Here is a 23620-nt window from a genome sequence, read left to right as displayed (position 1 = left end):
TCCTGGGATGGAGGGGTTGGACATGAAGCTGGTGACCGCAGTCATCAAGCCGTACCAACTGGACGCGGTGAAGGAGGCCCTGCACGCCCTCGGGGTGGCCGGGCTGACCGTCAGCGAGGTTCAGGGGTACGGGCGGCAGAAGGGGCACACCGAGGTCTACCGGGGTGCCGAGTACACGGTCGAGTTCCTGCCCAAGATCCGGGTCGAGGTGCTCACCGACGAGATCGACGTCGACAAGGTCGTGGACGCCATCGTCGGGGCAGCCCGTACGGGCAAGATCGGCGACGGCAAGGTCTGGGTAACCGGTGTCGAAGAGGTCGTCCGGGTGCGTACCGGCGAACGCGGCCTAGACGCGCTCTGACCAGGACAACGACCGACATGACCTCGTTGATCAAGAAGAACGCGTCAGGGCACGCCGGCGACGGTGACGCGAACCTCTTGATCAACGAGGTCGTCGGCGTTCCCGGGGGGATCGGCGAGGCGGCTCGGCTGGCACGGGCGGGGGCTTACGACTCCTTCCTGCGCGGGTTGCTCGCCGGGCGGGACGGGGTGGCACTGCTCGCTGTCGGGGGGTTGGGTCGGCGGCAGTGTGCTCCGTACAGCGATCTCGACCTGGTTCTGCTGCACGCGGGCGTGCCGGGCACGGACGAGTTGGCCGCCTCGATCTGGTACCCGATCTGGGATGCGGGCCTGCGGCTCGACCATTCGGTACGAACCGTCGCCGAGGCGCTATCGGTTGCCCAGGACGACGTCAAGGTCGCCCTCGGGCTGCTCGACGCCCGGCTGGTCGTGGGCGACCAGGCGCTGGCTGACGCCTTGATCCGCACCGCCGCCGATCATTGGCGGCGCACCGCCGTACGTCACCTGCCCGGCCTGCGGGAGGTCACCACCGCCCGCTGGCAGGCCCACGGTGAGCTGGCGTTCCTGCTGGAGGGCGACCTCAAGGAGGCTGCCGGTGGCCTGCGCGACGTGGGTCTGCTGCGGGCGATCTCCGCCGCCGGCATCACCGACGCGCTGCGTCCGGCCGTGCGCGCCGCCCACCTGCGCCTGCTGGACACCCGCGACGCCCTGCACCAGCAGGTCGGTCGACGGGTCGACCGGTTGATCGCCCAGGAACGCGACGGGGTGGCTGCCCTGCTCGCTCTTGAGGACGGTGACGCACTCCTGCGGCGGGTCGCCGGTGATGCCCGCACGGTCAGCCACGCTCTGGATGACGCGTTCCGTGCCGCCGACCGGCTGCGCTCCGGCCGGGCCCGGGGCGGCAACGGCCGCTCCGCGCGCCGCCCGGTGGCCCGCGACGTGGTCGAGCACGACGGCGAGTTGGTGCTGGCCCGGACGGCGATCGGGGCACGCCCAGACCCGAGCCTCTCGCTGCGGGTGGCCGCCGCTGCGGCCACGACCCGGCTCCCGATCGCCCGGGCCACCTGCGAGTGGCTGGCGGCCTACTGCCCGCCACTGCCCGCGCCCTGGCCGGCTGATGCCCGGGCCGCGCTGACCACTCTCCTCGGCGCCGGGCCCGGCCTGGTGCCCGCCTGGGAGACCAGCGACCGGTACGGGTTGGTCGACGGCTGGCTGCCCGAGTGGACCCGGCTGCGCAGCCTGCCGCAGCACAACCCGGTGCACCGCTACACCCTGGACCGGCACCTCGTGCAGGCCGCTCACGAGGCCAGCCGGCACGCCCGCGAGGTGGAACGCCCCGACCTGCTGCTTCTCGGTGCCCTCCTGCACGACATCGGCAAGGGCCTCACCGGTGATCACAGCACCGTCGGTGTGCCACTGGCCCAGGCGGTGGCGACCCGGGTCGGTCTGCCTCCCGACGAAGTCGAGCTGATCGGCACGCTGGTCCGATTGCACCTGCTGCTGCCCGACGTGGCCACCCGCCGGGACCTGGCCGACCCGGTCACCATCGCCTCGGTGGCCGAGGCGGTCGGCGACACCGGCACCCTCGACCTGCTGCACGCGCTGGTCCGTGCCGACGCGGCGGCGACCGGGCCGGCGGCCTGGTCGGACTGGAAGGGCCGACTCGTCGCCGAGCTGGTCGCCCGGGTTCGCACCGCACTGGACACCGGCGTGCTGCCGGAGCCTCCGGCTCCGGACCCGGCACTGCTGGCCGGGCCACTGCCAGTCGTCCACCTGACCGGGGACCGGGTGTCGGTCGCGGCGGCCGACCGGCGGGGCCTGCTCGCCACGGTTGCCGGCTGCCTGGCCCTGCACCGGCTGGAAGTGATCTCCGCCGACGCGTCCGTGGTCGACGGCCGTGCCCTGGTCGAGTGCCGGGTGCAACCCCGCTACGGCCTGCCGCCGGATCCGGTGCCGCTGCGCGCCGACCTGCGTCGTGCGGTCGGCGGTGACGTGTCGGTCACCCAGCGGCTGCGCGGCCGTGCGCTCGCCGCCCGCGGCGGCGGTGCGGCTCCCCGGGTTGTCTGGCACCGCGAGGCGGCCACCGACGCCGTGCTGCTGGAGTTGCGCGCGGCCGACGCCGCCGGGTTGCTCTACCGAGTCGCCTGCGCGCTCGACGAGGCGGGTGCCCTGGTCCGCGCGGCCCGCATCTCCACCCTCGGCGCCGACGTGGTGGACGCTTTCTACCTCGTTGGTGGCTGGCCGGACGACGACGCCCGAGCACGCCTGGAGGCCGCGGTCCTCGCCGCCATCTGACCCGACGGTGGCCGCTGTGCTGCGGGCTGCGGGGCTGCGGCGCTGCGGGGCTGCGAGCGCGCCCCGTGCGAGCCAGCTGTCCGCCGTGAGCGGTATGACTCTGCGGCATATTTATACCTGTGTGTCATATCGCTCACGGGCATGTCCGCCGCCGGCCGCCCCACGCCGGAGCCTGCTGGCCTGCCTCGCCGCCGGGGTTGAGGCGGCGGGTACGTCCGGGAGCGTAGGTGCGGTCCCGCTCGTGGACGCACGCCGAGGCCCGTCGGCGCGGGCAGAATGACGGCCATGTGGTGTGGCGGTCAGCAGAGGTGGCACTGGGCAGCGGCAGACTCCGCGCTCGCCCTGGCGCTGCTCGGCTTCGGGCTGCTCGGCACCGACCTGGCTGGTGACGACCAACCCGGGTCGAGGCCGGTGGACGCCTTCTGTCGGGTGCTGATCGTGGTCGCCGCGCTGGCCCTGCTGGCGCGCCGCCGGGCCCCGGCGACCGTCCTCGCCGTGGTCAGCGTGGCCACCACGACCTACCTGGTGATCGGGTACCCGTACGGGCCGATCCTGCTGACCCTCCTGGTCGCGGTTCACACAGTTGCGACCCGGCTGCCGGTGCGCCCGGCGGCACTCGCCACCGGTGGCACGTTCGTCCTGCTGCTGACGCACGTCTTCGTCTCCCTCGGCCCGGCCTCCGGTTGGACGGCGGTGCTGCCCACGTCGGCGTGGGTGGTCGTACCGTTCGCGGTGGGGGTGGTGAGGCGGGTCAACCGCGAGGCGGCCGCGCGCACCCGGGCCGAGGAGGCCCGCAGTCGCGCCGAGCAGGCTCGGCGCCAGACCGACGAGGAGCGGTTGCGTATCGCGCAGGAGGTGCACGACGTGGTGGGGCACGGGCTTGCCGCGATCAGCATGCAAGCGGAGATCGCACTGCATCTGCTGCCGAAACGACCCGAGCAGGCGGAAACCGCCCTGACCGCGATCAGCCGGACCAGCCGGGAGGCGTTGGACGAACTCCGGGTCACTCTGGGTGCGGTACGGCAGGGGGCGGAGCGTGGACCAGTGCCCGGCCTGGCCCGGCTCACAGCGTTGCGCGACCGGCTCGCCGGTGCTGGTCTCGCCGTCGAACTGCGTGTGGTCGGCGACCCGCGGGAGCTGCCGGCGGCGGTGGACCTGGCCGCGTACCGGGTGGTGCAGGAGGCGTTGACCAACGTGCTGCGTCACGCTGGGGTGTCCGACGCTGAGGTGACCGTCGACTACCGGGCCGACGAGCTGACCGTCGAGGTCACGGATCGGGGGGCGGGCGCCGGGCGCGCCGGTACAGGTCCGGCTGACGACGAGATCGGGCACGGTCTGGCCGGGATGCGGGAGCGGGTCGCGGCGCTGGGCGGGCGGTTGACCACCGGACCGCGCGCCGGGGGCGGGTTCCAGGTCCACGCCCAGCTGCCCCTGGAGTCGGCCGCGTGATCCGGGTGCTGATCGCCGACGACCAGGACCTGGTCCGGCTCGGTCTGCGCGCGCTGGTGGAGAGCGAAGACGACCTGGCGCTGGCCGGCGAGGCGGCCGACGGTCTGCGGGCGGTCGAGCTGGCGCGTCGGGAACGGCCGGACGTGGTGCTGATGGACATCCGGATGCCCGGCATCGACGGCATCGAGGCGACCCGGCGGATCGTCGCGGACCCCGACCTGACCGGTACGCGGGTGGTGGTGCTGACCACCTTCGAGCTGGACGAGTACGTCTTCGACGCGCTGCGGCACGGTGCGAGCGGGTTCCTCACCAAGGACACCCGACCAGCCGAGCTGCTCCGCGCGATCCGGTTGGTCGCCGAGGGGGAGGCGCTGCTGTCGCCGTCGGTGACCCGACGGGTGGTACGGGAGTTCGCCACCCGGCCGTCCCGGGTGCTCCGTCCGCACCCCCGGCTGGACACGCTCACCGACCGGGAGCGTCAGGTCGTCGGCCTGGTCGGTGAGGGCCTGAACAACGAGGAGATCGCCGCACGGCTGGTGGTCAGCCCGGCGACCGCGCGGACCCACGTCAGCCGGGCGATGGGCAAGCTGGGAGCCCGGGACCGGGCCCAGCTCGTCGTCTTCGCGTACCAGTCGGGGTTGGTGTCGGAGTGACGGCCCCGGCGGGCCGGGCCGGGCGACAGCGGCCTTGCGGCCGGGCGGCTACCCTAGCGGTGGCCGGACTCCGCAGTGCCGGCCGCGTTGTGCCCGCCGGAACACTGACAAACGGGATGTTCGCGTGTTTGACACCTTGAGTGACCGCCTGTCCGGGATCTTCACCAAGCTCCGCGGCAAGGGGCGGCTCACCGACGCCGACATCGACGCCACCGCGCGCGAGATCCGCCTCGCGCTGTTGGAGGCGGACGTCGCGCTGCCGGTCGTCAAGGGCTTCATCGCGGCCGTCAAGGAGCGGGCCCGCAGCTCCGAGGTCTCCCAGGCGCTGAACCCGGCGCAGCAGATCATCAAGATCGTCAACGAAGAGCTGATCACCGTGCTCGGCGGCGAGGGGCGACGGCTCCAGTTCGCCAAGCAGCCGCCAACGGTGATCATGCTGGCCGGCCTTCAGGGTTCTGGCAAGACGACCCTGGCCGGAAAGCTGGCCCGCTGGCTCAAGACCCAGGGGCACCAGCCGCTGCTCGTGGCCGCCGACCTCCAGCGTCCCAACGCCGTCGGGCAGCTGCAGGTGCTCGGTGGTCGGGCTGGCGTCGAGGTGTACGCCCCGGAGCCCGGCAACGGCACCGGTGACCCGGTGCAGGTGGCGCGCGCATCGATCGAGCACGCGAAGCGTGCGGCCCGCGACATCGTCATCGTCGACACCGCCGGCCGACTCGGCATCGACGCCGAGATGATGCAGCAGGCCGCCGACATCCGTGACGCGGTCCAGCCGGACGAGGTCATCTTCGTCATCGACGCGATGGTCGGTCAGGATGCCGTCCGCACCGCCGAGGCGTTCCGCGACGGCGTCGGCATCACCGGCGTGGTGCTCTCCAAGCTCGACGGCGACGCCCGTGGTGGTGCCGCGCTGTCGGTCCGCGAGGTGACCGGGCAGCCGATCCTGTTCGCCTCCACCGGTGAAAAGTTGGAGGACTTCGACGTCTTCCACCCCGACCGGATGGCCAGCCGGATCCTCGGCATGGGCGACGTCCTCACTCTGATCGAGCAGGCCGAGCAGGCCTTCGACTCCGATCAGAAGGAGAAGATGACCGCCAAGCTGATGGGCGGTGAGCAGTTCACCCTGGAGGACTTCCTCGACCAGCTCATCGCGGTGCGGCGGATGGGCCCGATCGCCAACGTGCTGGCCATGATGCCGGGCATGGGTCAGATGAAGGACCAGCTCGCCGATCTGGACGACAGCCACTTCGACCGGGTCACCGCGATCATCCGGTCGATGACCCCGGGTGAGCGGACCAACCCGAAGATCATCAACGGTTCCCGCCGGGCACGCATCGCCAACGGTTCCGGGGTCACCGTGATGGACGTCAACCAGCTGCTCAACCGCTTCACCGACGCGCAGAAGATGATGAAGCAGATGGGCGGGATGATGGGCCTGCCCGGCGGTGGCCGGCGCAAGGCGACCAAGTCGCCGAAGAACAAGCGCAAGGGCACCAAGGGTGGCGGTCGTCCGCGTACCGGGGCCGGCGCCGGGATGCCGGGCGGCTTCCCCGGTGGCATGCCGCAGCTCCCGCCGGGCCTGGACCCGAACGACCTCGCCGGTGGCCAGGGCCTGCCGCCCGGCTTCAAGCTCCCGAAGATCGACTTCAACAAGCTCGGCAAGGGCGGCGACAAGGGCCCACGCTGACGCGTGTCGGTGGCGGCGGGCGACGTCATCCTTGCCTACGGTGATGTCGCCCCCCGGGAAGGAGATGTCATGACCGCAGCCTCGATCCTGCCGGAGCGGCACGAGTGGACGGTCGACGACCTCGGCGAACTGCCGAAGGACCTTCCGTACGAACTGATCAACGGACGGCTGATCGTGCCGTCCCCCACACCGCTGCATCAGTTCATCTGCGGTCGCGTCATGTTCGCCCTGGAACTCGCCTGCCCGGACGACTTCTTCGTCAGCATGGACCAGTCGCTGTCGATCGACCGCCGTAACGAGCCACGACCGGACGTGGTGGTCATCCGTGTCGAGCAGGCCAACCGGTCACCCGTGCCGGTGCAGGATGCCCTGCTCGCGGTCGAGGTGATCTCGCCGGACTCCACTATTCGTGACAGGCACGAGAAGGTTCGCATCTACGCCAACGCGGGCGTCGCCGCGTACTGGGTGATCGACCCGTTGCGGGAGAAGATCACTTTCACCGAGCTGCTGCTCAGCCCCAAGGGCGGTTACGAACCCAGCGTGGAGACCGATGGCCTTGTCACCATCGACCGCCCATGGAAGGTGATATTGGACCTGCCGGCGTGGACGCGCCGCCGACAGGAGGTCCTCGAACGGGCGAAGAGGTGATCGGGTAGGACTGTGCGCATGGCTCTTCATGTGCGCGGCGTGCTGCTCCCCGACGACGAGGTCCGGGATCTCTGGCTGGTCGGCGACCGGGTGACCTTCACCCCGGTGCCTGGTGCGGAGACTGTCGTGGACGACGGCTTCGTGCTGCCAGGGCTGGTCGACGCGCACTGCCACATCGGCATCGCCCGTGGCGGCGCCCCGATCACCTCCCTCGACCAGGCCCGCGAGTTGGCCCATCTTGACCGGGACGCCGGTGTGCTGGCGATCCGCGACGCCGGTTCGCCGTACCCGTACCCCGAACTCGACGACGAGCCGGACCTGCCGCGACTGGCCCGTGCCGGCCGGCACGTCGCACCGCCGAAGCGCTACCTGCGCGACATCGGGGTGGAGGTCGGCGCGGCCGAGGTCGCCGCGACGGTGGCCGCACAGGCGCGGGCCGGCAACGGCTGGGTGAAACTGGTTGGCGACTGGATCGACCGGGGCGTGGGCGACCTGGCGCCGGCGTGGGACGCCGACACCCTCACCGCGGCCGTGCGGGCCGCGCACGACGCCGGGGTACGCGCTGCCGTGCACACCTTCTCCGAGTCCGCTGTCGAGATCATGGTGCGGGCCGGGGTGGACTCGGTGGAGCACGGCACCGGGCTGAGCCTCGACCTGATCGACGAGATGGCCCGCCAGGGCACCGCGCTGATCCCCACGATGATCAATATCGCCACCTTCGGGCACATCGCCGATCAGGCGCGGGCCAAGTTCCCGGGGTACGCCGAGCACATGATCGCGCTACGCGACGGTTTCCCCGAGGTGGTGCGTGCCGCGTACGAGGCAGGCGTGCCTATCTACGTGGGCACCGACGCCGGTGGCGGCATCGACCACGGGCTGGCCGCAGAGGAGATGCTGCTGCTGCACGAGCAGGCCGGCATGGCGCCGATCGACGTGCTCGCCGCCGCGTCCTGGGGCGCCCGGGAGTGGCTCGGCTTCCCCGGGCTGGTCGAGGGCGGCCTCGCCGACCTGACCGTCTACCCCGAGGACCCCCGCCGCGACCTGCGCGTCGTCCGCGCCCCCACCCGCACGATCCTGCGCGGCCAAGTAATCCGCTGAAGCTGCCCCGGGTCTGGCCTGTGCCCGGGTCTGGCCTGTGCCCGGGTCTGGCCTGTGCCCGGGTCTGGCCTGCCTTCCTTCGTCCTGCCCCCGCGCCTGCCCTGCCCTACGCCCTGCCCTACGCCCTGCCCCGTCCCCGCCCGCTGAGTGATCCACTCCGCTTCGCCGATGTGGCGGTCTCTCGCCCACACGGATACCGCCACATCGGCGACGTGGAGTCGATCACGCCCGAGTCGCCCCCTCGACGACCCTGGGGCGAGCCCAGGGAGGCGACCTGCCCCACCCCCAGGGAACAAACCGGACAGGATCGCGTTCGATCCATGGCTGTAGTGGTATCGACGACATGGGATGCCACTACAGCCAGGTTCGAGCGCGATCTTGCTGCCTGCGCCGCGTGCGTGCGTACGCGTCGGCCCGTACGTCGGCGCCGTGTGCGACGAGCGCGGCACGGACGTTGCCGACAAACCGTTCCGCCTCGGCGCGGGCGAGCGCCTCGGCCAGCCCCGCCTTGCTGCCGAACTCGTTGTAGACGGTCTGCCGGCTCACCCCGGCCGTGGTGGCCACTCCGCCCATCCGGACCGGATTTCGCCCGACGGCGCTGGTCCGGGCATGGGCCGCGTCCACGAGCGTGTCCCGCAGCCGCTGGTGCGAGGAGGGGGCGGCGCAGCGCACGAGCGGGTCGCGACACACGACGGCGACTCCCGGACGCGATGGCCGCACGCATGGCGCATAGGATGTGCGGTCATGGCTCGCGTGCTCACTCCCCGTGCGGAGGATTTCCCCCGCTGGTACCAGGACCTGATCGCCAAGGCAAAGCTGGCCGACAACGGCCCTGTCCGCGGCACCATGGTCATCCGACCGGCCGGCTACGCCATCTGGGAGCGTATGCAGGCTGAGATGGACGCCCGGATCAAGGCGGCGGGTGCGGAGAACGCGTACTTCCCGCTGTTCATCCCGGAGAGCTATCTCAAGCGCGAAGCCCAGCACGTCGAGGGCTTCTCGCCGGAGCTGGCGGTCGTCACCCACGGTGGCGGCAAGCCGCTCGCCGAGCCGGTGGTGGTACGCCCCACCAGTGAGACGGTCATCGGCGAGTTCATGGCCAAGTGGATCGACTCGTACCGGGATCTGCCGCTGCTGCTCAACCAGTGGGCCAACGTGGTCCGGTGGGAGCTGCGCCCGCGGATCTTCCTGCGTACCAGCGAGTTCCTCTGGCAGGAGGGGCACACCGCGCACGCCACCCGCGAGGACGCCCGGGCGTACGCGCGGCGGATCCTGCACGAGGCGTACGAGGACCTGATGGTCAACGTGATCGGCATTCCGGTCGTGGTGGGCCTGAAGACGACGCGTGAGCGGTTTGCCGGCGCGACCGCCACGTACACGTGCGAAGGCATGATGGGTGACGGCAAGGCGTTGCAGTTGGGCACCAGCCACGAGCTGGGCCAGAACTTCGCCAAGGCGTTCGACATCAGCTACTCCTCCAAGGAGGGTGGCCGGGAGCACGCCTGGACCACCTCCTGGGGCACGTCCACCCGGATGCTCGGTGGCCTGATCATGGCGCACGGCGACGACAACGGCCTGCGCGTGCCGCCGAAGCTGGCGCCGATCCAGGCGTACGTCATGGTGGTCAAGGACGGCGACGGCGTGGGCGAGGCGGCGGCCAAGCTGCGCGACGGCCTGCGCGATGCCGGTGTCCGGGTCGCGCTCGACGACCGGACCGACACCCCGTTCGGCCGCCGGGCCGTCGACGCCGAGCTGCGCGGCTATCCGGTACGCGTCGAGGTGGGCCCCCGCGACCTGGCCGTCGGTAACGCGGTGGTGGTGCGGCGGACGGACGGCTCGAAGTCCCCGACGCCGGTGGCCGATGTGGTCGGTGCGGTGCTGGCCGCTCTGGAGACCGACCAGCAGGTGCTGCACGACCAGGCGCTGGCCAACCGCGAGTCGCGCACGGTGGAGGTGGCGACCCTCGCCGAGGCGATCGAGGCAGCCGCGACCGGCTGGGCCCGGGTGCCGTGGTCGGCGGTCGGCGTGGCCGGCGAGGCCGAGGCGAACGGTCAGGGCGTCACGGTGCGCTGCCTGCTGCGCGCCGACGGCTCGGTGCCGGACTCCGAGGACGAGCCCGACCTGATCGCCATTCTCGCCCGCGCCTACTGAGGTTTTCACCAGCCGGAAGGTGGCTGCGGTGCGCTTCGAGCCCGGTCGGCTGATCATGCATCGGAACGTGCGGCACGGTCGGATCGGCTGGGTCCGACCGTGCCGGGTGGTCAGCGACGACGAGCGGGGCCTGCTGGTGTGGGTCGCCCGGGACTCGCCGGTGGCTCACGAGGTGACCGAGGCTGGCCTCGGGATGCGGGCGATGCCGTTCGCCCAGTGGATCTCGTCGACGTACCGGCTGGCGCGTGGGCGCTGGAATGGCCCGCCGTTGCTGAAGTTCCTGCCCACCGGGGCGGCCCACTCGGTCTGGTGGTTCCGTGATGGGCAGGGGCGCTTCCTGAACTGGTACGTCAACCTGGAGGAGCCGGGCGTCCGGTGGGACGACGGGCCGGTGGCCGGGGTGGACGTGGTGGACCAGGACCTGGACGTGGTCGTCCACCCGGACCTCAGTTGGCAGTGGAAGGACGAGGACGAGTTCGTCGAGCGGCTCGCCTTTCCGGAGGACTACTGGGTCACCGACGAGGCTGCGGTACGCGCCGAGGGAAAGCGGGTGATCGGCCTCGCCGAGGCGGGCGTGTTCCCGTTCGACGGCACCTGGTGTGACTACGCCCCGCCGCCGGACTGGGGCGTACCGGACGGGCTGCCCGCCGGATGGGACCGCCCACCAGTCCGCTGACCTGTGTTGATTACTCTGTGTCGTCCTGCGGACATAGTGAGTGCGTGAGCGGTCTGGCGGCCTAGGGTTCAGGCAACGTCACCCCCAGTAATGGGAGGCCCGATGGCCGACCAGATCAACACCTTCTCCGACCTGCAGGCCCGCGCGGGCGTGATCCTCGCCCGGCTGAATGCCGCTCCCGCCGTCGCGATAGCGGCAGCCACGAACCCGCTGCTCGCCGTCGAGCACCTCGGCTACGAGTTCAACCCCGACACCCGTACCGGCATCGGCGACCGCATCCGGCTCGGACCCACCGCCGCCGAGAAGCTTGCCGAGCTGCGTACCGCTATCGCCCGGCTTGTCGATCGCCAGGTCGACCCCGATGACGGCCCCGCCGTCCGCAGGCTCCTGATCGACCTGGGCGTGCTCCCGTGCTCCGACGGCGAGGAGCCGGACACCGACCCGCCGCGCTGGCAGCCCGGCGGTGCCGGCCCCGACCCGCTGGAACCGTTACGGGACCGGCACCCGGTCATGGATCCGCTGCTGGAATACCGACGGATCTCCGCCCGCCGGCCGCGGTTCGCGCCCCCGCAAGCCTTCGCCGCGATCCTCAGCGGTGCGGTGACCACACCGCTGACGGCCGTGACTGGCCGACTCCAGTCGCCAGCGCCGGACCCGGAACCCGACACCCACCCCCGCTGACCAACGGGCGGCCCGTCGCGCGGCGACGGCCCCGAGCACCTCCTGACGTCCGGCCCGGCATCCGGCCGTCCACACCCTCCGGCCTCCACCACACCGGCCCCGAAGGGGGACCAATGGCCGACACCCATGGCTTCGAGGTCGTCATCGAGGCGACCCCGCCCGTTCTCCGCAAGGCCCTACAGGGTGCCTGGAAGTCGGCCGAATGCGGCGACACCAGCACCGACGAGGGACGTATCCCGCAATACCTGCCGGTCCCGGCCGGCCTCGGGATCGGCGGGTTCACCACGGCCGGCGGCCAGGTGGAGATCCCCCGCGACCAGCTCGACGCCACCCCACGACCCGACATCGACGGTTGTGAACTCACCTTCGGCCTGATCATCCAGGTGACCGTCGCCGACCCGCCGGTGCCCTCCGCGCAACTGCTGGACCTCACCGCCACCGCGCACGCCGCCGTGCCGATCGGAGTGCTGCCCGACTCGAAGAATGTGGGGTTGCGCTTCGACAGCCTGCCCCGCAGCGCGGTCACCGCGACCCTGACCAGCGGCGACCCTCTCGCCCCGAAGCTCGTCCAGATCCTCGGCGAATACATCCATTTCGCGTACGAGAACGGCGGCCCCGGGGGCGTGCTGCATCCCGGGATCCCGGCGATCCCACACGAGCAGGACGACACCGGGGTGGTCCTGGGTCTCGGCGTCGGCAGTTACACCCTCGACACCCACCTGGAGATCTACGACGACCAGGCCGACCCCGCCCACCGGATCGACGTCAGTCAGCCCGATCCGGGGCACGTCCTCATCAGCATGCCGATCTACCTGCGGATGTTCCACATCGTGGGCAGTGGTGCGGCACCCGCGCTGGCCGACCCGATGGCTGTGGAAACGCGGCTCGCCATCACGGTGCCGCTGGAGACCCCGCCGGGGGCGTACACGTTGCGCTTCGACACCGCGACCGTGGTCGCGGGGCCGATCAACCCGGCGCCCGGCATCGAGGGCACCCACTTCACCACCAACAACGCCACCCTCTTCGGGTTCCTCGACAACGCGCTGCAAGCCCAGCTGAATCAGCAGGGGGTGGCGCTGGTGCACGGCTTCGGGTCGCAGAGCGTCGTGGTGCCCACCGTGGCGCAGATCGAGACGGCAATCGGCGACCTGCTCTTCAACGACCTGGCCGGGCGGGGCTTCCTGGCCCTGTGGACGCCGGAGGTCGGTGGCGAGGTGTTCGAGGCCGAGAACGTCGCCAGCCGGGTCTTCGCCGATCTACTGGTGATCGCGATCAACGCCGGCGAGGGCGCCGACATCGGGGCGATGACCAACGTCGTACCGGCCGGTCGGGACTTCGCCATCCTGCTCGACGGAACGATCGTGCAGGAGAACATCGACTCCGCCCGGGTCACCAACGGTTGGGCGGACAGCGACCTGCCGCGCCGCGTCGACCAGGGCGACGACAAGGCGGACGTCCGCGAGTTGGACGTCGTACTGCGCGACGGGTCGATCCGGATGACCGGCGAGCTGACAGTCATCGACGCGATCCTCGGCAGCATCGACGTCGACGCCAGCTTCCGGGCCGACGTGGGACTGCACTGGACCCCGAGCGGCGACCTCAACCCCGACGGCGTCCAGCGGATGGACAACCACCTGATCGGCGAACCGGACGTCGACCCCGAGGAGTCGGTCCTGTTCTGGGTCATCGCCATCATCTTGGCGATCATCAGCTTCGGCGCCGGGAGCATCCTGATCGCGATCATCATCATCGTGGTCGCCGCGGTCATCACGGCCGTGGTCAACAACATCGGCGGGTCACGCCTCGTCGATCCGATCACCGGAGCGGTCAGCGGCATCACCGGCTGGCCGCCCGAGCTGGCCCGGATCGGGCGGGTCAGGGCCGTCTTCTTCGACCCGGTCGTGATCAACGCCGACGGGCTCGTCCTCGCCGGTGACCTGGAGGTGCTCAGCTCCTGTGAGAGCACCGAGGTGCTCGCCGCCCGCAGCAGCGGACCGTACACCGGGACGGCCCAGTCGGCCCTGCTGTTGGCCGCCGGGCACACCAGCGCCGCGGCCGGCTACACCTGGCTGACCGGCGACGGCGCGGCACCGGCCGCCACCGCGGACGTCAACCACGTCTACGCGGCCAGCGGCACCTATCTGGCGGCGCACTCGTTGACGATCAACCAGCCCGGCGGCGCCACCAGCCGTCACTTCGCTCTGGTGTACGTCGCCAACGTGCCGCCCACGGTCGACGCCGGCCCGGATCTCACCGTCGACGAGGGTGAGGTGGTCACGCTCGTCGGCCGGTTCAGTGACGTCGAGTACGCCGACACCCACGAGACCACCTGGAACTTCGGCGACGCCCAACCCACCGAGTCGGGCACGGTCGTGGAAACCAACACCCCGCCCCGAGCTGAGGGCACCAGCACGGTCGAGCACGCCTGGTGCGACAACGGTGTGTACGAGGTGACCCTGCGGGTCCGGGACCAGAACGGTGGGATGGCGACGGACACCCGGACCGTGACGGTGCGCAACGTCCCGCCGGTGGTCGATGCCGGCCCCGACCTGTTCACCTACCCCTGCACAGTCCTCACTCTCACCGCCCGGTTCACCGATCCAGGCTGGTGCGACACGCACACCGCGGTCTGGGATTTCGGCGACTGCACCCCGCCGCTGCCGGCCGTGGTCGACGAGACGCACGAGCCGCCGGTCGGCCGGGGGACCGCCGTGCTGTCCCACCGTTACCCGGACTGCGGCACGTTCCTGACCCGGTGCACGGTGACCGACGACGACGGCGGGACAGGGTTCGACGAGTTGGTGGTCCGGGCCGTCGACGTGGTCAACCGGCATTTCGAGGACGGGTTCGCCCAGCGCACCACCGGGCAGGTCGCCAACGGCTGGGAGCCGTACGTGCTGGCCGGCTCGACGTCCGGCGGCACCGGCCAACACGCCGCGAGCAACTTCGTGGTGCACGGTGGTCGCCGCGCTCAGGGGCTGGTGCCTGGTCCGCAGCAGCGGGTCGGTGTCCGTCAGCAGATCGGGGCCAACCCGGGCTGGGCCTACCAGCTCACCGCCTGGTACGACCTCGACCAGGCCGACCCGGCGACGGCGCGGCTCGGCGTCGACCCCACCGGCGGCACCGACCCGACGTCCGCCGCCGTCGTCTGGAGCGACGGCACGAGCGCCCAGCTGTGGAACCCGCTGACGGTACGCGTCGCCGCGCAGGCCGCCGCGGTGACCGTCTTCCTGGAGGCGGCGGCCGACGGGCGTGAACCCCGAAGGGGCGGCGGACGGGTGTGGTTCGACGACGTGGACCTGCTGGCCGTGCAGCCGTACTGCCCGACGGAGCCGCCGCCGCCAAGGCCGCGCGACTGCCTCGACTTCGCCGACCGCCAGCCCGGCACGCAGTACCCCGCGGAGTGGACGGACCACGAGTTCCTCATCCGTTCCCTGGACGGCGCCGGCCGGGTGGTCGTCGAGGTCGGGCCGCCCACCGGCGGTGCGGCCCTCCAACTCGGCGCCGGCGTCGAGGTCGCCCTGCCCCACCCGGCGGACCGGGTCGTCGTCACCCTGGCCAACCAGGGCGGCAAACCGGTCGAGCTGACCGCGTTCGACGACGACGGTACGCAGCTCGACCGCGTGGACGTGCCGGCGAACTCGCCGCCGGGCCCGGCGACGGTGACGCTCACCGGTCCCGGCATCGTCGCCGTCCGGATCGTCGGGCGGTCGGCGGAGGGGCTGCTGGTCCGGCTCTGCGCCGAGTACGCCGACGACTCCGAGCCCGACGACGACTCCGGGCCCGACGACGACTCCGGGCCCGCCGACGACTCCGAGCCCGACGACGACTCCGCTGACGAACACGGTGACCCCACGTCGCACCCGGTTCCGATCGACCCCGGTGTCAGCGGCCCGACGCGCCGTTCCGAATCGCCGTTCCGTGGTGGCTGCTGTGGCTGAACCCAACTCGCTCGACGCCGTCCGTGCCGTGCTGGCCACGCACCGCGCTGATCTCACCCGGCGGTTCGCCGCCGTCGGCACCGGCATCGGCCGGCCCGACCCGGCCGGCCCGTACGTCATCACCGTCTACGTCACCGACCCCGTGTTGGTGGCCCTCACCAGCGAGCGCGTCGACGGTGTCGCGCTGCGCTTCGTGCTCACCGGGCCGTTCGAGGCCCGCCGAACCTGATCCATCACCCCGTTCCATCCGTCAGGAGGCGGCCATGTCCAATCCGAACGACGACAGTTACGTCAAGGCCCGGGCCTTGGCTCGGGCGGCTCGTCAAGGGCCACTGGCCGGGCTGCTCGGCGACCCGAACGTCAGTGGGCTCGCCTACGGCCGACGGGAGGTCAGTGGCCGCCGCACGGACGAGCCGGCGCTGGTGGTGTACGTGGTGCGCAAGGTGCCGAGGCAGTTCCTACCCACCACCCGGCTGCTGCCACGGCGGGTCTACTTCGGGCCCGACTTCGTCGAGGTCGACGTGGTGGAGACTGGCCCGTTCTTCGCCCAGGAGTTCACCGCGCGGGAACGTCCGGCGCCCAACGGGGTGAGCGTCGCGCACATCGACGTCACGGCCGGCACGCTTGGCGCGCTGGTCACCGACAACACCGACGGTTCGCTCTGCATCCTGAGCAACAACCACGTGCTTGCCAATTCCAACGCCGGGGCGATCGGCGACGCGATCGTGCAACCCGGCTCGTACGACGGCGGCACCGCTCCGGCCGACACCATCGCCACGCTCAAGCGATTCGTCATGATCAACCCGGCGGGCAACCGGGTGGACTGCGCGATCGGCCAGGTCTCCCAGCCCAACGACGTGATCGACCAGGTCAAGGACAACATCTTCCCGGTGGCCAACAGTGACCATCCGGCGATCGGTCTGCTCTTCGCCGGCTCGTGCAACCGGACTTTGATCAACCCCATCGACGAGGTGCTGCGCCAGCTCGACGTGACCTTCCTGGGCGGCGCGGGTGCCATCGCCGGCGTCGACATCGGCAGCAACGTGGAGAAGGTCGGCCGGACCACGGAGTACACCACCTCCACGGTGACCGAGTTGGACGTCAGCGCGAGCATCGACTACGGCCCCGGCGTCGGTGTGGCCACCTTCGAGAATCAGATCGCCACGGCCCACCTGTCCGAGGGTGGCGACTCCGGGTCGGTGGTCTACCTGGGCGGCGAGGGTGGCAACGAGAGTGCCTGCGGCTGCGCTTCCAGCAGCACCGCCCGCCGGGTCCTGGACCGTGACGTCGACCTCGACGTGGCGGTCGAGAAGGAGTTCCGGCAGCGCTACCTGCAGCAGACCCGGGTCGGCCGGTTCGCTGTCGACACCTACTTCGCCAACGAGGATCGGCTGGTGGCCCGGGCTCGGGCGTCGAAGCTCTCCGACGCCGACCGGCGGCACCTGCAGAAGCTCTACGACACCTACGCCGAGACGGCCCGCGCGGCACTGCTCCAGCCGCAGCGCTCCGAGGCGACACTCACCGCCGAGCACCTCGACGAGGCCCGCAAGACGCTGCGCCGCTTCGCGGACCGGTTGACCGCCGAGGAGCTCTCCGCTGCCGAGGAGGTGCTGGCGCTGGCGAACGACGCCGTCGGTCGTACTCCGGTGGAGATCCTGCGGATGCTCGACGACGAGCAACTGCTGCACAAGGCCCAGGAGTTGGTCGAGCGGGTGCCCACTCTGTGCGCTCCGGGCAGTGGACGACGCGGCGACGGTGGCTGTGGCTGCGGTGGCGGTGCGAGCGGCGGTGACGTCGGCCAACCGTCGGCTGACAAGCCCACCAAGCCGAAGCCGAAGCGGAAGCGGTGACGGTGGGCAACGCAACCGACCCGGACTGGCTGGCCAGCGCGCGTACCCGGGAGGCGCTGGCCGGCCTGGACCGGCGGATGCGGGAGGCCGTTGCTGCGTCGGACCCGGCGTTGTGGGCGATGGCGACGGCACTGCAACGCCGGGGCGGCAAGCGGATCCGGCCCGCGCTGCTGCTGGTCGCGGCTGAATTCGGCACCGTCCGTCCGGCGCACCTGCTCGACGCCGCCGCGGCGTTGGAGTTGCTGCACCTCGCCTCGCTCTACCACGACGACGTGATGGACCGGGCCGTCACGCGCCGGCACGGCCCCAGCGTCAACGCCGAATGGGGCGAGCCGGCGGCCGTGGTCGCCGGGACCTTCCTGGTGGCCCGGGCGATCGCCCTGCTCGCCGCCTTCGACGACCGGTACGGCCGGGAGGCGGCCGCCGCGCTGGTCGCGCTCTGCACAGGCCAGCTCCGCGAGACGGAGAACGCGTTCTACCTCGGCCTGACCGAGGCGGAGCACCTGGAGATCATCGCCGGCAAGACGGCGACCCTGTTCGAGTTGCCCTGCCGGTTGGGTGCGCTGCTCGCCGGGGCGCCGCCGGCGACCGTCGAGGCGCTGGCCGGGTACGGCCACGACCTCGGAGTCGCCTTCCAGCTCACCGACGACGCGCTCGACGTGCGCGGCAGCTACGCGGCACTCGGCAAACGGCCGCTGACGGACGTGCGGGAAGGGGTGTACACCATGTCGGTGCTGCGGCTGCTGGCCCGCGACACTTCGGAGGCCGGGCGGGTGCGCGACCTCCTGGAGGTACGCGAACCGACCCCGGCGGAGCTGGCCGAGGTGGCTGAGCTGGTCGTCGCCTCGGGTGCCGTGGACGAGGTCCTCGCCGAGGCCCGGAGCCGGGCCGCCCAGGCAGCCCGGCGGCTGGACCCACTGCCGCCCGGCCCAGCCCGGGACTCGCTGGTCCGACTCGCCGACTACGCCGTCACGCGGGCGGGTTGAGATGGTCACCCCGGACACGCCGACTCCGACGATGGTCCCGGACCGGCTCGACGGCTTCGACGCGGTCGTGGTGGGCGCCGGTCCGGGCGGTGCGGCCGCGGCGTACCGGCTGGCAGTGCTGGGCCGCCGGGTTCTGCTGATCGACCGCCGCGAGTTCCCCCGCGACAAGTGCTGCGGCGACGGCCTGACCCGCAGCGCCGTGCGGCTGCTCGCGGACATGGAGGTGCTCGACGAGTTGACGGGTGCCCAGCGGGTCGGCGGGGTGCGGATCCGGATGCGCGGGCGGGGCGGTCGCGACTTCCACTACGAGGACCTCGACGGCACCGGGTACGGCATGGTGGTGCCCCGGCTGGAGTTGGACGCGGTGCTGTGCCGGCGAGCGGTGCGCGCCGGTGCGGTGCTCTGGACCGGAGCCCGCGCGACCCGGCTGCTCGGCGGCGCCGCCGGGGTCCACGGCGTGCAGGTGGAGTACGAGGGCCACCGGTTCGCGCTGCGTGCACCGGCGGTGGTCGCCGCCGACGGGGCCTCCTCGCGGCTGGCTCACCAGGCCGGGTTGCGGAGCCCGGACCGGGAGTGGACCGGGTTCGCCGCTCGGGGCTACTTCACTCAGGTGACGGACCTCGACGAGTTGCTGGAGATCCACCTTCCGCTGGCGGACGTCACGGACCGGCGGGTGCTGCCCTCCTACGGCTGGGTGTTCCCGGTCGGCGACGGGACGGCAAACGTCGGCGTGGGCCTGTTCGACCCGGCCCACCGGGAGAACGTCCGATTGCTGTACGAGCGTTTCGTCACCGAACTGGCGGCGACCGACCACCGGTTCCGGGCGGCCCGTCCGGCCGGACCGATGACCGGTGCGCCGCTGCGGCTGGACTTCGACCCGTCCCGGTGTGGTGTGCCGGGGCTGCTGCTGGTCGGCGACGCGGCGGGGCTGGTGAGCCCGTTCACCGGCGAGGGCATCAGCTTCGCCCTGGAGTCGGGCCTGCTCGCCGCCGACCGGATCGACACAGCACTTCGCCGCGCCGAAACGGGACCGGTGGATCCAGCCCCGTACGCCCGGCAGTTGGCGGCCCGGCAGGCCGGCTACTTCGAGACCGGCCGGTACTCGGTGCGCCGCTACCTGCTGGCCTGGCGGGTCCTCGACGCCACCTTCGACGACGACCGCCCACTGTTCGCCCTCTGCCGCCGGCTGGCGCTCTTTCCGGACGGGGCGCGGGCGGGTGTCCTGCTGGACCCGCTGCCCCAGCCGGCTCCGGACCTCGCCCGCGACCTGCGGCGGGATCTCATGGCGGTGGGAGAGTTGCTGGCCGGCTGCGTTCGGGAGGACTGGCCGATGTTCGTCCGGCTCGGCGGGGTGGACGAGGACCTGTCGACCCTCTCGCTGCGTCCGGCGGTGCTGCTGCTGGTCGCCGCAGCGGTCGGGGGCCGTGAGCATCCGCTTCGGCACGCCCTCGCCGCAGCGGTGGACCTGGGTCTGCTCGCCGGGTTGGCGGTGGACAGCGCCCGGGAGGAGCCCAGGTCGACCGGGCCCCGACCGACGCCCTGGGGCAACCGGTTCGCCGTCCTGGTCGCGGACTTCCTGTTGGCCCGCGCGTACGAGTTCGCCGCGCAGGGCGGTGGCCCGGTGGTCGCCGAGTTCGCCGAGGCGCTGACGGTGGCCTGTGAGGGGCGGGCTCTGGAGTTGCGCGACGACCCACCGTCGGGCGGGGGTGCCGGTGGTGCCGTCCTGGTCGGGCGTGCCGCCATCGCGTTCGAGTTGCCGTGTCGGCTCGGCGGCCGGCTCGGAGGGGCCCGGGCACCGGTGGTGAACGCGCTCGCCACGTACGGTCGTGAGGTTGGCGCGGCCTACGCCCTCGGCGAGCAGCTTCGGGAGTTGGCCGGGGCGTCCCGGTGGGGTGGGTCGGCGCAGCCCGGGACGGTTGCGCGCGACGACCCACGGGTGGTCGGGCTGCTCGGCCTGGTCGCCGAGCATGCCCAACGGGCGCGAGAGGCGCTGCGGGTGGTGCCCGCCGGACCGGCCCGCGAGCTGCTGGCTCGGCTGGCCACCCCCGGGCTGCCGGGCCCCGTGGACCCCGAAAGCAGGGTGATGTCGGTCACGTAGCGACATCGGGCGGGCCTGCCGGGGGCTCCGGTGCGAGTGATCGGCGCTCCATCTGGCAGAATGGGTCGCTGGTATCCGGCGCGCGTCCGGCGCCCTCTAACCCGGGCACGTCGCTAGTCCACCGAGTAGTCTCCGGCCCAACCCCACGGGCCCGGTCGGCGCTCACCCATGCACACCGCCCGCACGGGCCGGTGAGATCGCAACAGGAGCGAAACAACTGTGGCCGTAAAGATCCGGCTCCTGCGGATGGGCAAGATCCGCAACCCGCAGTACCGCATCGTCATCGCCGACTCGCGCACCAAGCGCGACGGCCGGGCGATCGAGTTCGTCGGGGTTTACCAGCCCAAGGAAGACCCCTCGATCATCGAGGTCAAGTCGGAGCGGGTCCAGTACTGGCTGTCCGTCGGCGCTCAGCCGAGCGAGGCGGTGCAGCGGCTGCTGGAGCTGACCGGTGACTGGCAGAAGTACAAGGGCCTGCCGGCCCCGCCGCCGCTCCTGGTTGCCCCCGAGCGGGCCGACCGCAAGGCGGCGTACGAGGCTGAGGCGAAGGCCGCCGCCGGGCTCGCCCCGGAGACCCCGGCCAAGCCGGCCAAGAAGGCCGCCAAGGCTGCCGAGGCTGCGAAGACCGAGGCTCCGGCCGAGGCGCCGAAGACCGAGGCTCCGGCCGAGGCTCCCGCCGCTGCCGACGCCGGTGAGCAGGCCTGACATGCCTCTGCGTCCGGCGTTGGAGCACCTGGTCAAGGGCATCGTCGACCACCCGGACGACGTCCGGGTGCGGATGGTCGATTCCCGTCGGGGCAAGCGGCTTGAAGTCCGCGTGCACCCCGAGGACCTCGGCACTGTGATTGGGCGGTCCGGTCGGACCGCCAAGGCGCTGCGCCAGGTGATCGGCTCCATCGGCGGGCGCGGTGTACGCGTCGACATCGTCGACTCGTACTGATGCAGCTCGTCATCGGCAGGATCGGCAAGCCGCACGGTGTCCGCGGTGAGGTCACCGTGGAAGTGCGGACCGACGAGCCCGAAGCGCGGTTCGCCCCCGGCACAGTGCTGCGCACTGAGCCGGGGGCGACGCCCCCGCCTGCATCCCCGCGCAGCCCCGTGCTGCGCACTGAGCCGGGGGCGACGCCCCCACCTGCGACCCCGCGCAGCAGCACTGAGCCGGGGGCGACGCCCGCTCCTGCGGCTGGGCCCGGGGTGCTGTTCCGGGTTCCGGCGGCGCTGACCATCGAGGAAGCCCGCTTCCACCAGGGGCGGATGCTCGTCGCCTTCGAGGGGATCCTGGACCGCAATGGTGCCGAGGCACTGCGCGGGACCCTGCTCGTGGTGGACAGCGCTGACGTGGAGCCTCCGGAGGACCCGGAGGAGTTCCACGACCACCAACTGGTCGGGTTGGCTGTGGTGACCCCGGCCGGCGAACGGCTGGGCGAGGTGGTCCGCATCGACCACGCGCCCTCCTCCGACCTGCTGGTGCTGCGACGCCCCGAGGGGCGTACCGCGTTGATCCCGTTCGTCCGGGCGATCGTTCCGGAGGTCGACCTCGCCGGTGGACGGGTGATCGTCGACCCGCCGGCCGGACTGCTCGATCTTTAGGACCGCCCCCATGCGCGTCGACGTCGTGTCGATCTTTCCGGAATACTTCGCCCCGCTGGACCTGTCGCTGATCGGGCGGGCGCGGGCCAACGGCGTACTCCAGCTTGCCGTGCACGACCTGCGGACCTGGACCCACGACGTGCACCGCACGGTCGACGACACCCCCTACGGCGGTGGGCCGGGGATGGTGATGCGCCCGGAGCCGTGGGGGGAGGCGCTGGACGCGCTCGCGCCAGCCGAGGCCCCGCCGCCCCGGCTGCTGGTGCCGTCGCCGGCCGGTGCGCCGTTCACGCAGGCCATGGCGTACGAGTTGGCCGCCGAGTCGCATCTGCTCTTCGCCTGCGGCCGCTACGAGGGGATCGACCAGCGCGTGCTGGCGCACGCCGCCACCCGGATGCCGGTCACCGAGGTTTCGCTCGGTGACTACGTGCTGTTCGGCGGCGAGGTCGCGGTCCTGGTGATGCTGGAGGCGGTCACCCGGCTACTGCCGGGGGTGCTGGGCAACGCGGGCTCGTTGGACGAGGAGTCGCACGCCCACGGGCTGCTGGAGGCCCCGATCTACACCAAGCCGCCGAGCTGGCGTGGGCACGACGTGCCGGAGGTGCTCCGCTCCGGTGACCACGGCAAGATCGCCCGCTGGCGGCGCGAGGAGGGTCTGCTGCGCACCGCGGCCCGGCGCCCGGACCTGCTCGCCGCACTGCCCGCCGAACGGCTCGACAAACGGGACATCGCGGCTCTGGACCGGGCCGGATTTCAGCAGCCACCGGGGGATGTGGCAAAGTAGGGGGGTTGCCGCATCCGTCCGCGCCCGCGGGCGGCTGCGAGGATCCCCGACCGGGGTCGGCTCGCCGACCATCACCCGGGGATCAGAATCACCCACCCGCGCACCGAGTGACGGTGCGCCGTGAGCCTTACGAGGACGCAGCGATGAACATCCTGGACGCCCTTGACGCCCAGTCGAAGCGGACCGACCTTCCCGACTTCCGGGCCGGTGACACCGTCAAGGTGCACGCCCGCGTCGTCGAGGGCAACCGGTCCCGTGTCCAGATCTTCCAGGGCGTCGTGATCCGTCGCCAGGGTGACGGTCTGCGCGAGACCTTCTCGGTCCGCAAGGTCAGCTTCGGTGTCGGTGTCGAGCGGACCTACCCGCTCAACGGCCCGGGCATCGACCGGATCGAGATCGTGACCCGCGGTGACGTGCGTCGCGCCAAGCTGTACTACCTGCGCGAGCTGCGCGGCAAGAAGGCCAAGATCAAGGAGAAGCGGGAGAAGCAGCCCAGCTGACTTCCCGCTCGCCACGCCGCCTGAGCTGCGCGTATGCCGTAACGACCAGACCGCATTACCCTGGTCGTCACGGGCGCAGCAAGGCGGCGGGTCCGCCCACGGGGCGGGCAGCCGTCCACTACCGCCCGTGGAGCCTCGACGAGGCTCCCGGGCGGTAGTGTTTCTGTGGACCGGGG

Annotated in this window: 21 protein-coding genes; 20 read left to right on the top strand and 1 reads right to left on the bottom strand. The window is 71.8% G+C overall.

Going from position 1 to position 23620, the window contains the following annotated elements:
- Positions 1-22: 22 nt before the first annotated feature.
- The 7 genes from ACLQ28_RS15880 (at position 23) to ACLQ28_RS15850 (ending at position 8187) form a co-directional block, all read left to right on the top strand.
- On the top strand, positions 23-361 hold the full coding sequence (locus ACLQ28_RS15880; protein ID WP_172862163.1) for a P-II family nitrogen regulator: 339 nt from the start codon (positions 23-25) through the stop codon (positions 359-361).
- A 17-nt stretch (positions 362-378) separates the two neighbouring features.
- Entirely contained in the window at positions 379-2655 is a 2277-nt protein-coding gene (locus tag ACLQ28_RS15875) for a [protein-PII] uridylyltransferase (protein ID WP_425687034.1), read from the top strand.
- Between the two features lie 285 nt (positions 2656-2940).
- Positions 2941-4104 (top strand): sensor histidine kinase, encoded by a 1164-nt coding sequence (locus ACLQ28_RS15870; RefSeq protein WP_425687033.1) that lies wholly within the window; start codon positions 2941-2943, stop codon positions 4102-4104.
- Positions 4101-4757: a response regulator transcription factor gene (locus ACLQ28_RS15865; RefSeq protein WP_425687032.1), complete on the top strand. Its 657-nt coding sequence runs from the start codon at positions 4101-4103 to the stop codon at positions 4755-4757. The genes ACLQ28_RS15870 and ACLQ28_RS15865 overlap by 4 nt, the downstream gene beginning before the upstream one ends.
- Positions 4758-4881: 124 nt before the next feature.
- A complete protein-coding gene (ffh, locus tag ACLQ28_RS15860; RefSeq protein WP_425687031.1) occupies positions 4882-6441 on the top strand; it encodes a signal recognition particle protein in 1560 nt (519 codons plus the stop codon).
- Positions 6442-6510: 69 nt separating this feature from the next.
- A complete protein-coding gene (locus ACLQ28_RS15855; protein WP_425687030.1) occupies positions 6511-7089 on the top strand; it encodes a Uma2 family endonuclease in 579 nt (192 codons plus the stop codon).
- A gap of 18 nt (positions 7090-7107) precedes the next feature.
- Complete coding sequence (locus ACLQ28_RS15850; protein WP_425687029.1) at positions 7108-8187, top strand: amidohydrolase family protein; 1080 nt, start codon at positions 7108-7110, stop codon at positions 8185-8187.
- A 354-nt stretch (positions 8188-8541) separates the two neighbouring features.
- Here ACLQ28_RS15850 and ACLQ28_RS15845 read toward each other — a convergent pair whose 3' ends face one another.
- On the bottom strand, positions 8542-8877 hold the full coding sequence (locus ACLQ28_RS15845) for a TetR family transcriptional regulator (RefSeq protein ID WP_425687028.1): 336 nt from the start codon (positions 8875-8877) through the stop codon (positions 8542-8544).
- A 54-nt stretch (positions 8878-8931) separates the two neighbouring features.
- Here ACLQ28_RS15845 and proS point away from each other — a divergent pair, with 54 nt between their 5' ends.
- The 13 genes from proS to rplS all read left to right on the top strand — a co-directional run bounded on the left by proS (position 8932) and on the right by rplS (position 23444).
- Complete coding sequence (gene proS / locus ACLQ28_RS15840; RefSeq protein WP_425687027.1) at positions 8932-10338, top strand: proline--tRNA ligase; 1407 nt, start codon at positions 8932-8934, stop codon at positions 10336-10338.
- A 28-nt stretch (positions 10339-10366) separates the two neighbouring features.
- Positions 10367-11014: a DUF402 domain-containing protein gene (locus ACLQ28_RS15835; protein ID WP_425687026.1), complete on the top strand. Its 648-nt coding sequence runs from the start codon at positions 10367-10369 to the stop codon at positions 11012-11014.
- A 102-nt stretch (positions 11015-11116) separates the two neighbouring features.
- Entirely contained in the window at positions 11117-11695 is a 579-nt protein-coding gene (locus ACLQ28_RS15830; RefSeq protein WP_425687025.1) for a hypothetical protein, read from the top strand.
- 113 nt (positions 11696-11808) lie between these two features.
- A complete protein-coding gene (locus ACLQ28_RS15825) occupies positions 11809-15636 on the top strand; it encodes a PKD domain-containing protein (RefSeq protein WP_425687024.1) in 3828 nt (1275 codons plus the stop codon).
- A complete protein-coding gene (locus ACLQ28_RS15820) occupies positions 15629-15865 on the top strand; it encodes a hypothetical protein (RefSeq protein WP_425687023.1) in 237 nt (78 codons plus the stop codon). The genes ACLQ28_RS15825 and ACLQ28_RS15820 overlap by 8 nt, the downstream gene beginning before the upstream one ends.
- A gap of 34 nt (positions 15866-15899) precedes the next feature.
- A complete protein-coding gene (locus tag ACLQ28_RS15815; RefSeq protein ID WP_425687022.1) occupies positions 15900-17486 on the top strand; it encodes a hypothetical protein in 1587 nt (528 codons plus the stop codon).
- 2 nt (positions 17487-17488) lie between these two features.
- On the top strand, positions 17489-18472 hold the full coding sequence (locus ACLQ28_RS15810) for a polyprenyl synthetase family protein (RefSeq protein WP_425687021.1): 984 nt from the start codon (positions 17489-17491) through the stop codon (positions 18470-18472).
- Between the two features lies 1 nt (position 18473).
- Positions 18474-20570, top strand: coding sequence for a geranylgeranyl reductase family protein (locus tag ACLQ28_RS15805; RefSeq protein WP_425687020.1), 2097 nt, complete (start codon positions 18474-18476; stop codon positions 20568-20570).
- 219 nt (positions 20571-20789) lie between these two features.
- Positions 20790-21275: a 30S ribosomal protein S16 gene (rpsP, locus tag ACLQ28_RS15800; protein WP_425687019.1), complete on the top strand. Its 486-nt coding sequence runs from the start codon at positions 20790-20792 to the stop codon at positions 21273-21275.
- Positions 21250-21510 (top strand): RNA-binding protein, encoded by a 261-nt coding sequence (locus ACLQ28_RS15795; protein WP_172862164.1) that lies wholly within the window; start codon positions 21250-21252, stop codon positions 21508-21510. The genes rpsP and ACLQ28_RS15795 overlap by 26 nt, the downstream gene beginning before the upstream one ends.
- Positions 21510-22160, top strand: a complete 651-nt coding sequence (gene rimM, locus ACLQ28_RS15790; protein WP_425687018.1) for a ribosome maturation factor RimM — start codon at positions 21510-21512, stop codon at positions 22158-22160. The genes ACLQ28_RS15795 and rimM overlap by 1 nt, the downstream gene beginning before the upstream one ends.
- A gap of 10 nt (positions 22161-22170) precedes the next feature.
- Positions 22171-22944, top strand: coding sequence for a tRNA (guanosine(37)-N1)-methyltransferase TrmD (gene trmD / locus ACLQ28_RS15785; protein ID WP_425687017.1), 774 nt, complete (start codon positions 22171-22173; stop codon positions 22942-22944).
- 143 nt (positions 22945-23087) lie between these two features.
- Positions 23088-23444 carry a 50S ribosomal protein L19 gene (gene rplS / locus ACLQ28_RS15780; RefSeq protein ID WP_007456548.1) on the top strand — a complete coding sequence of 119 codons (357 nt, stop codon included), beginning with the start codon at positions 23088-23090 and terminating at the stop codon, positions 23442-23444.
- Positions 23445-23620: the final 176 nt, after the last annotated feature.

It is taken from the genome of Micromonospora sp. DT201, from assembly GCF_049841575.1.
Taxonomy (GTDB): Bacteria; Actinomycetota; Actinomycetes; order Mycobacteriales; family Micromonosporaceae; genus Micromonospora.
Note: the sequence above shows the minus strand (reverse complement) of the source record. Positions and strands in the feature narration are given on the sequence as shown.

Excerpts from the sequence above, each read along its gene's own strand:
- ACLQ28_RS15880 (WP_172862163.1), top strand. The coding sequence starts at position 23 with ATGAAGCTGGTGACCGCAGTCATCAAGCCGTACCAACTGGACGCGGTG.
- ACLQ28_RS15875 (WP_425687034.1), top strand. The coding sequence starts at position 379 with ATGACCTCGTTGATCAAGAAGAACGCGTCAGGGCACGCCGGCGACGGT.
- ACLQ28_RS15870 (WP_425687033.1), top strand. The coding sequence starts at position 2,941 with ATGTGGTGTGGCGGTCAGCAGAGGTGGCACTGGGCAGCGGCAGACTCC.
- ACLQ28_RS15855 (WP_425687030.1), top strand. The coding sequence starts at position 6,511 with ATGACCGCAGCCTCGATCCTGCCGGAGCGGCACGAGTGGACGGTCGAC.
- ACLQ28_RS15850 (WP_425687029.1), top strand. The coding sequence starts at position 7,108 with ATGGCTCTTCATGTGCGCGGCGTGCTGCTCCCCGACGACGAGGTCCGG.
- proS (WP_425687027.1), top strand. The coding sequence starts at position 8,932 with ATGGCTCGCGTGCTCACTCCCCGTGCGGAGGATTTCCCCCGCTGGTAC.
- ACLQ28_RS15830 (WP_425687025.1), top strand. The coding sequence starts at position 11,117 with ATGGCCGACCAGATCAACACCTTCTCCGACCTGCAGGCCCGCGCGGGC.
- ACLQ28_RS15825 (WP_425687024.1), top strand. The coding sequence starts at position 11,809 with ATGGCCGACACCCATGGCTTCGAGGTCGTCATCGAGGCGACCCCGCCC.
- ACLQ28_RS15815 (WP_425687022.1), top strand. The coding sequence starts at position 15,900 with ATGTCCAATCCGAACGACGACAGTTACGTCAAGGCCCGGGCCTTGGCT.
- ACLQ28_RS15805 (WP_425687020.1), top strand. The coding sequence starts at position 18,474 with ATGGTCACCCCGGACACGCCGACTCCGACGATGGTCCCGGACCGGCTC.
- rimM (WP_425687018.1), top strand. The coding sequence starts at position 21,510 with ATGCAGCTCGTCATCGGCAGGATCGGCAAGCCGCACGGTGTCCGCGGT.
- trmD (WP_425687017.1), top strand. The coding sequence starts at position 22,171 with ATGCGCGTCGACGTCGTGTCGATCTTTCCGGAATACTTCGCCCCGCTG.
- rplS (WP_007456548.1), top strand. The coding sequence starts at position 23,088 with ATGAACATCCTGGACGCCCTTGACGCCCAGTCGAAGCGGACCGACCTT.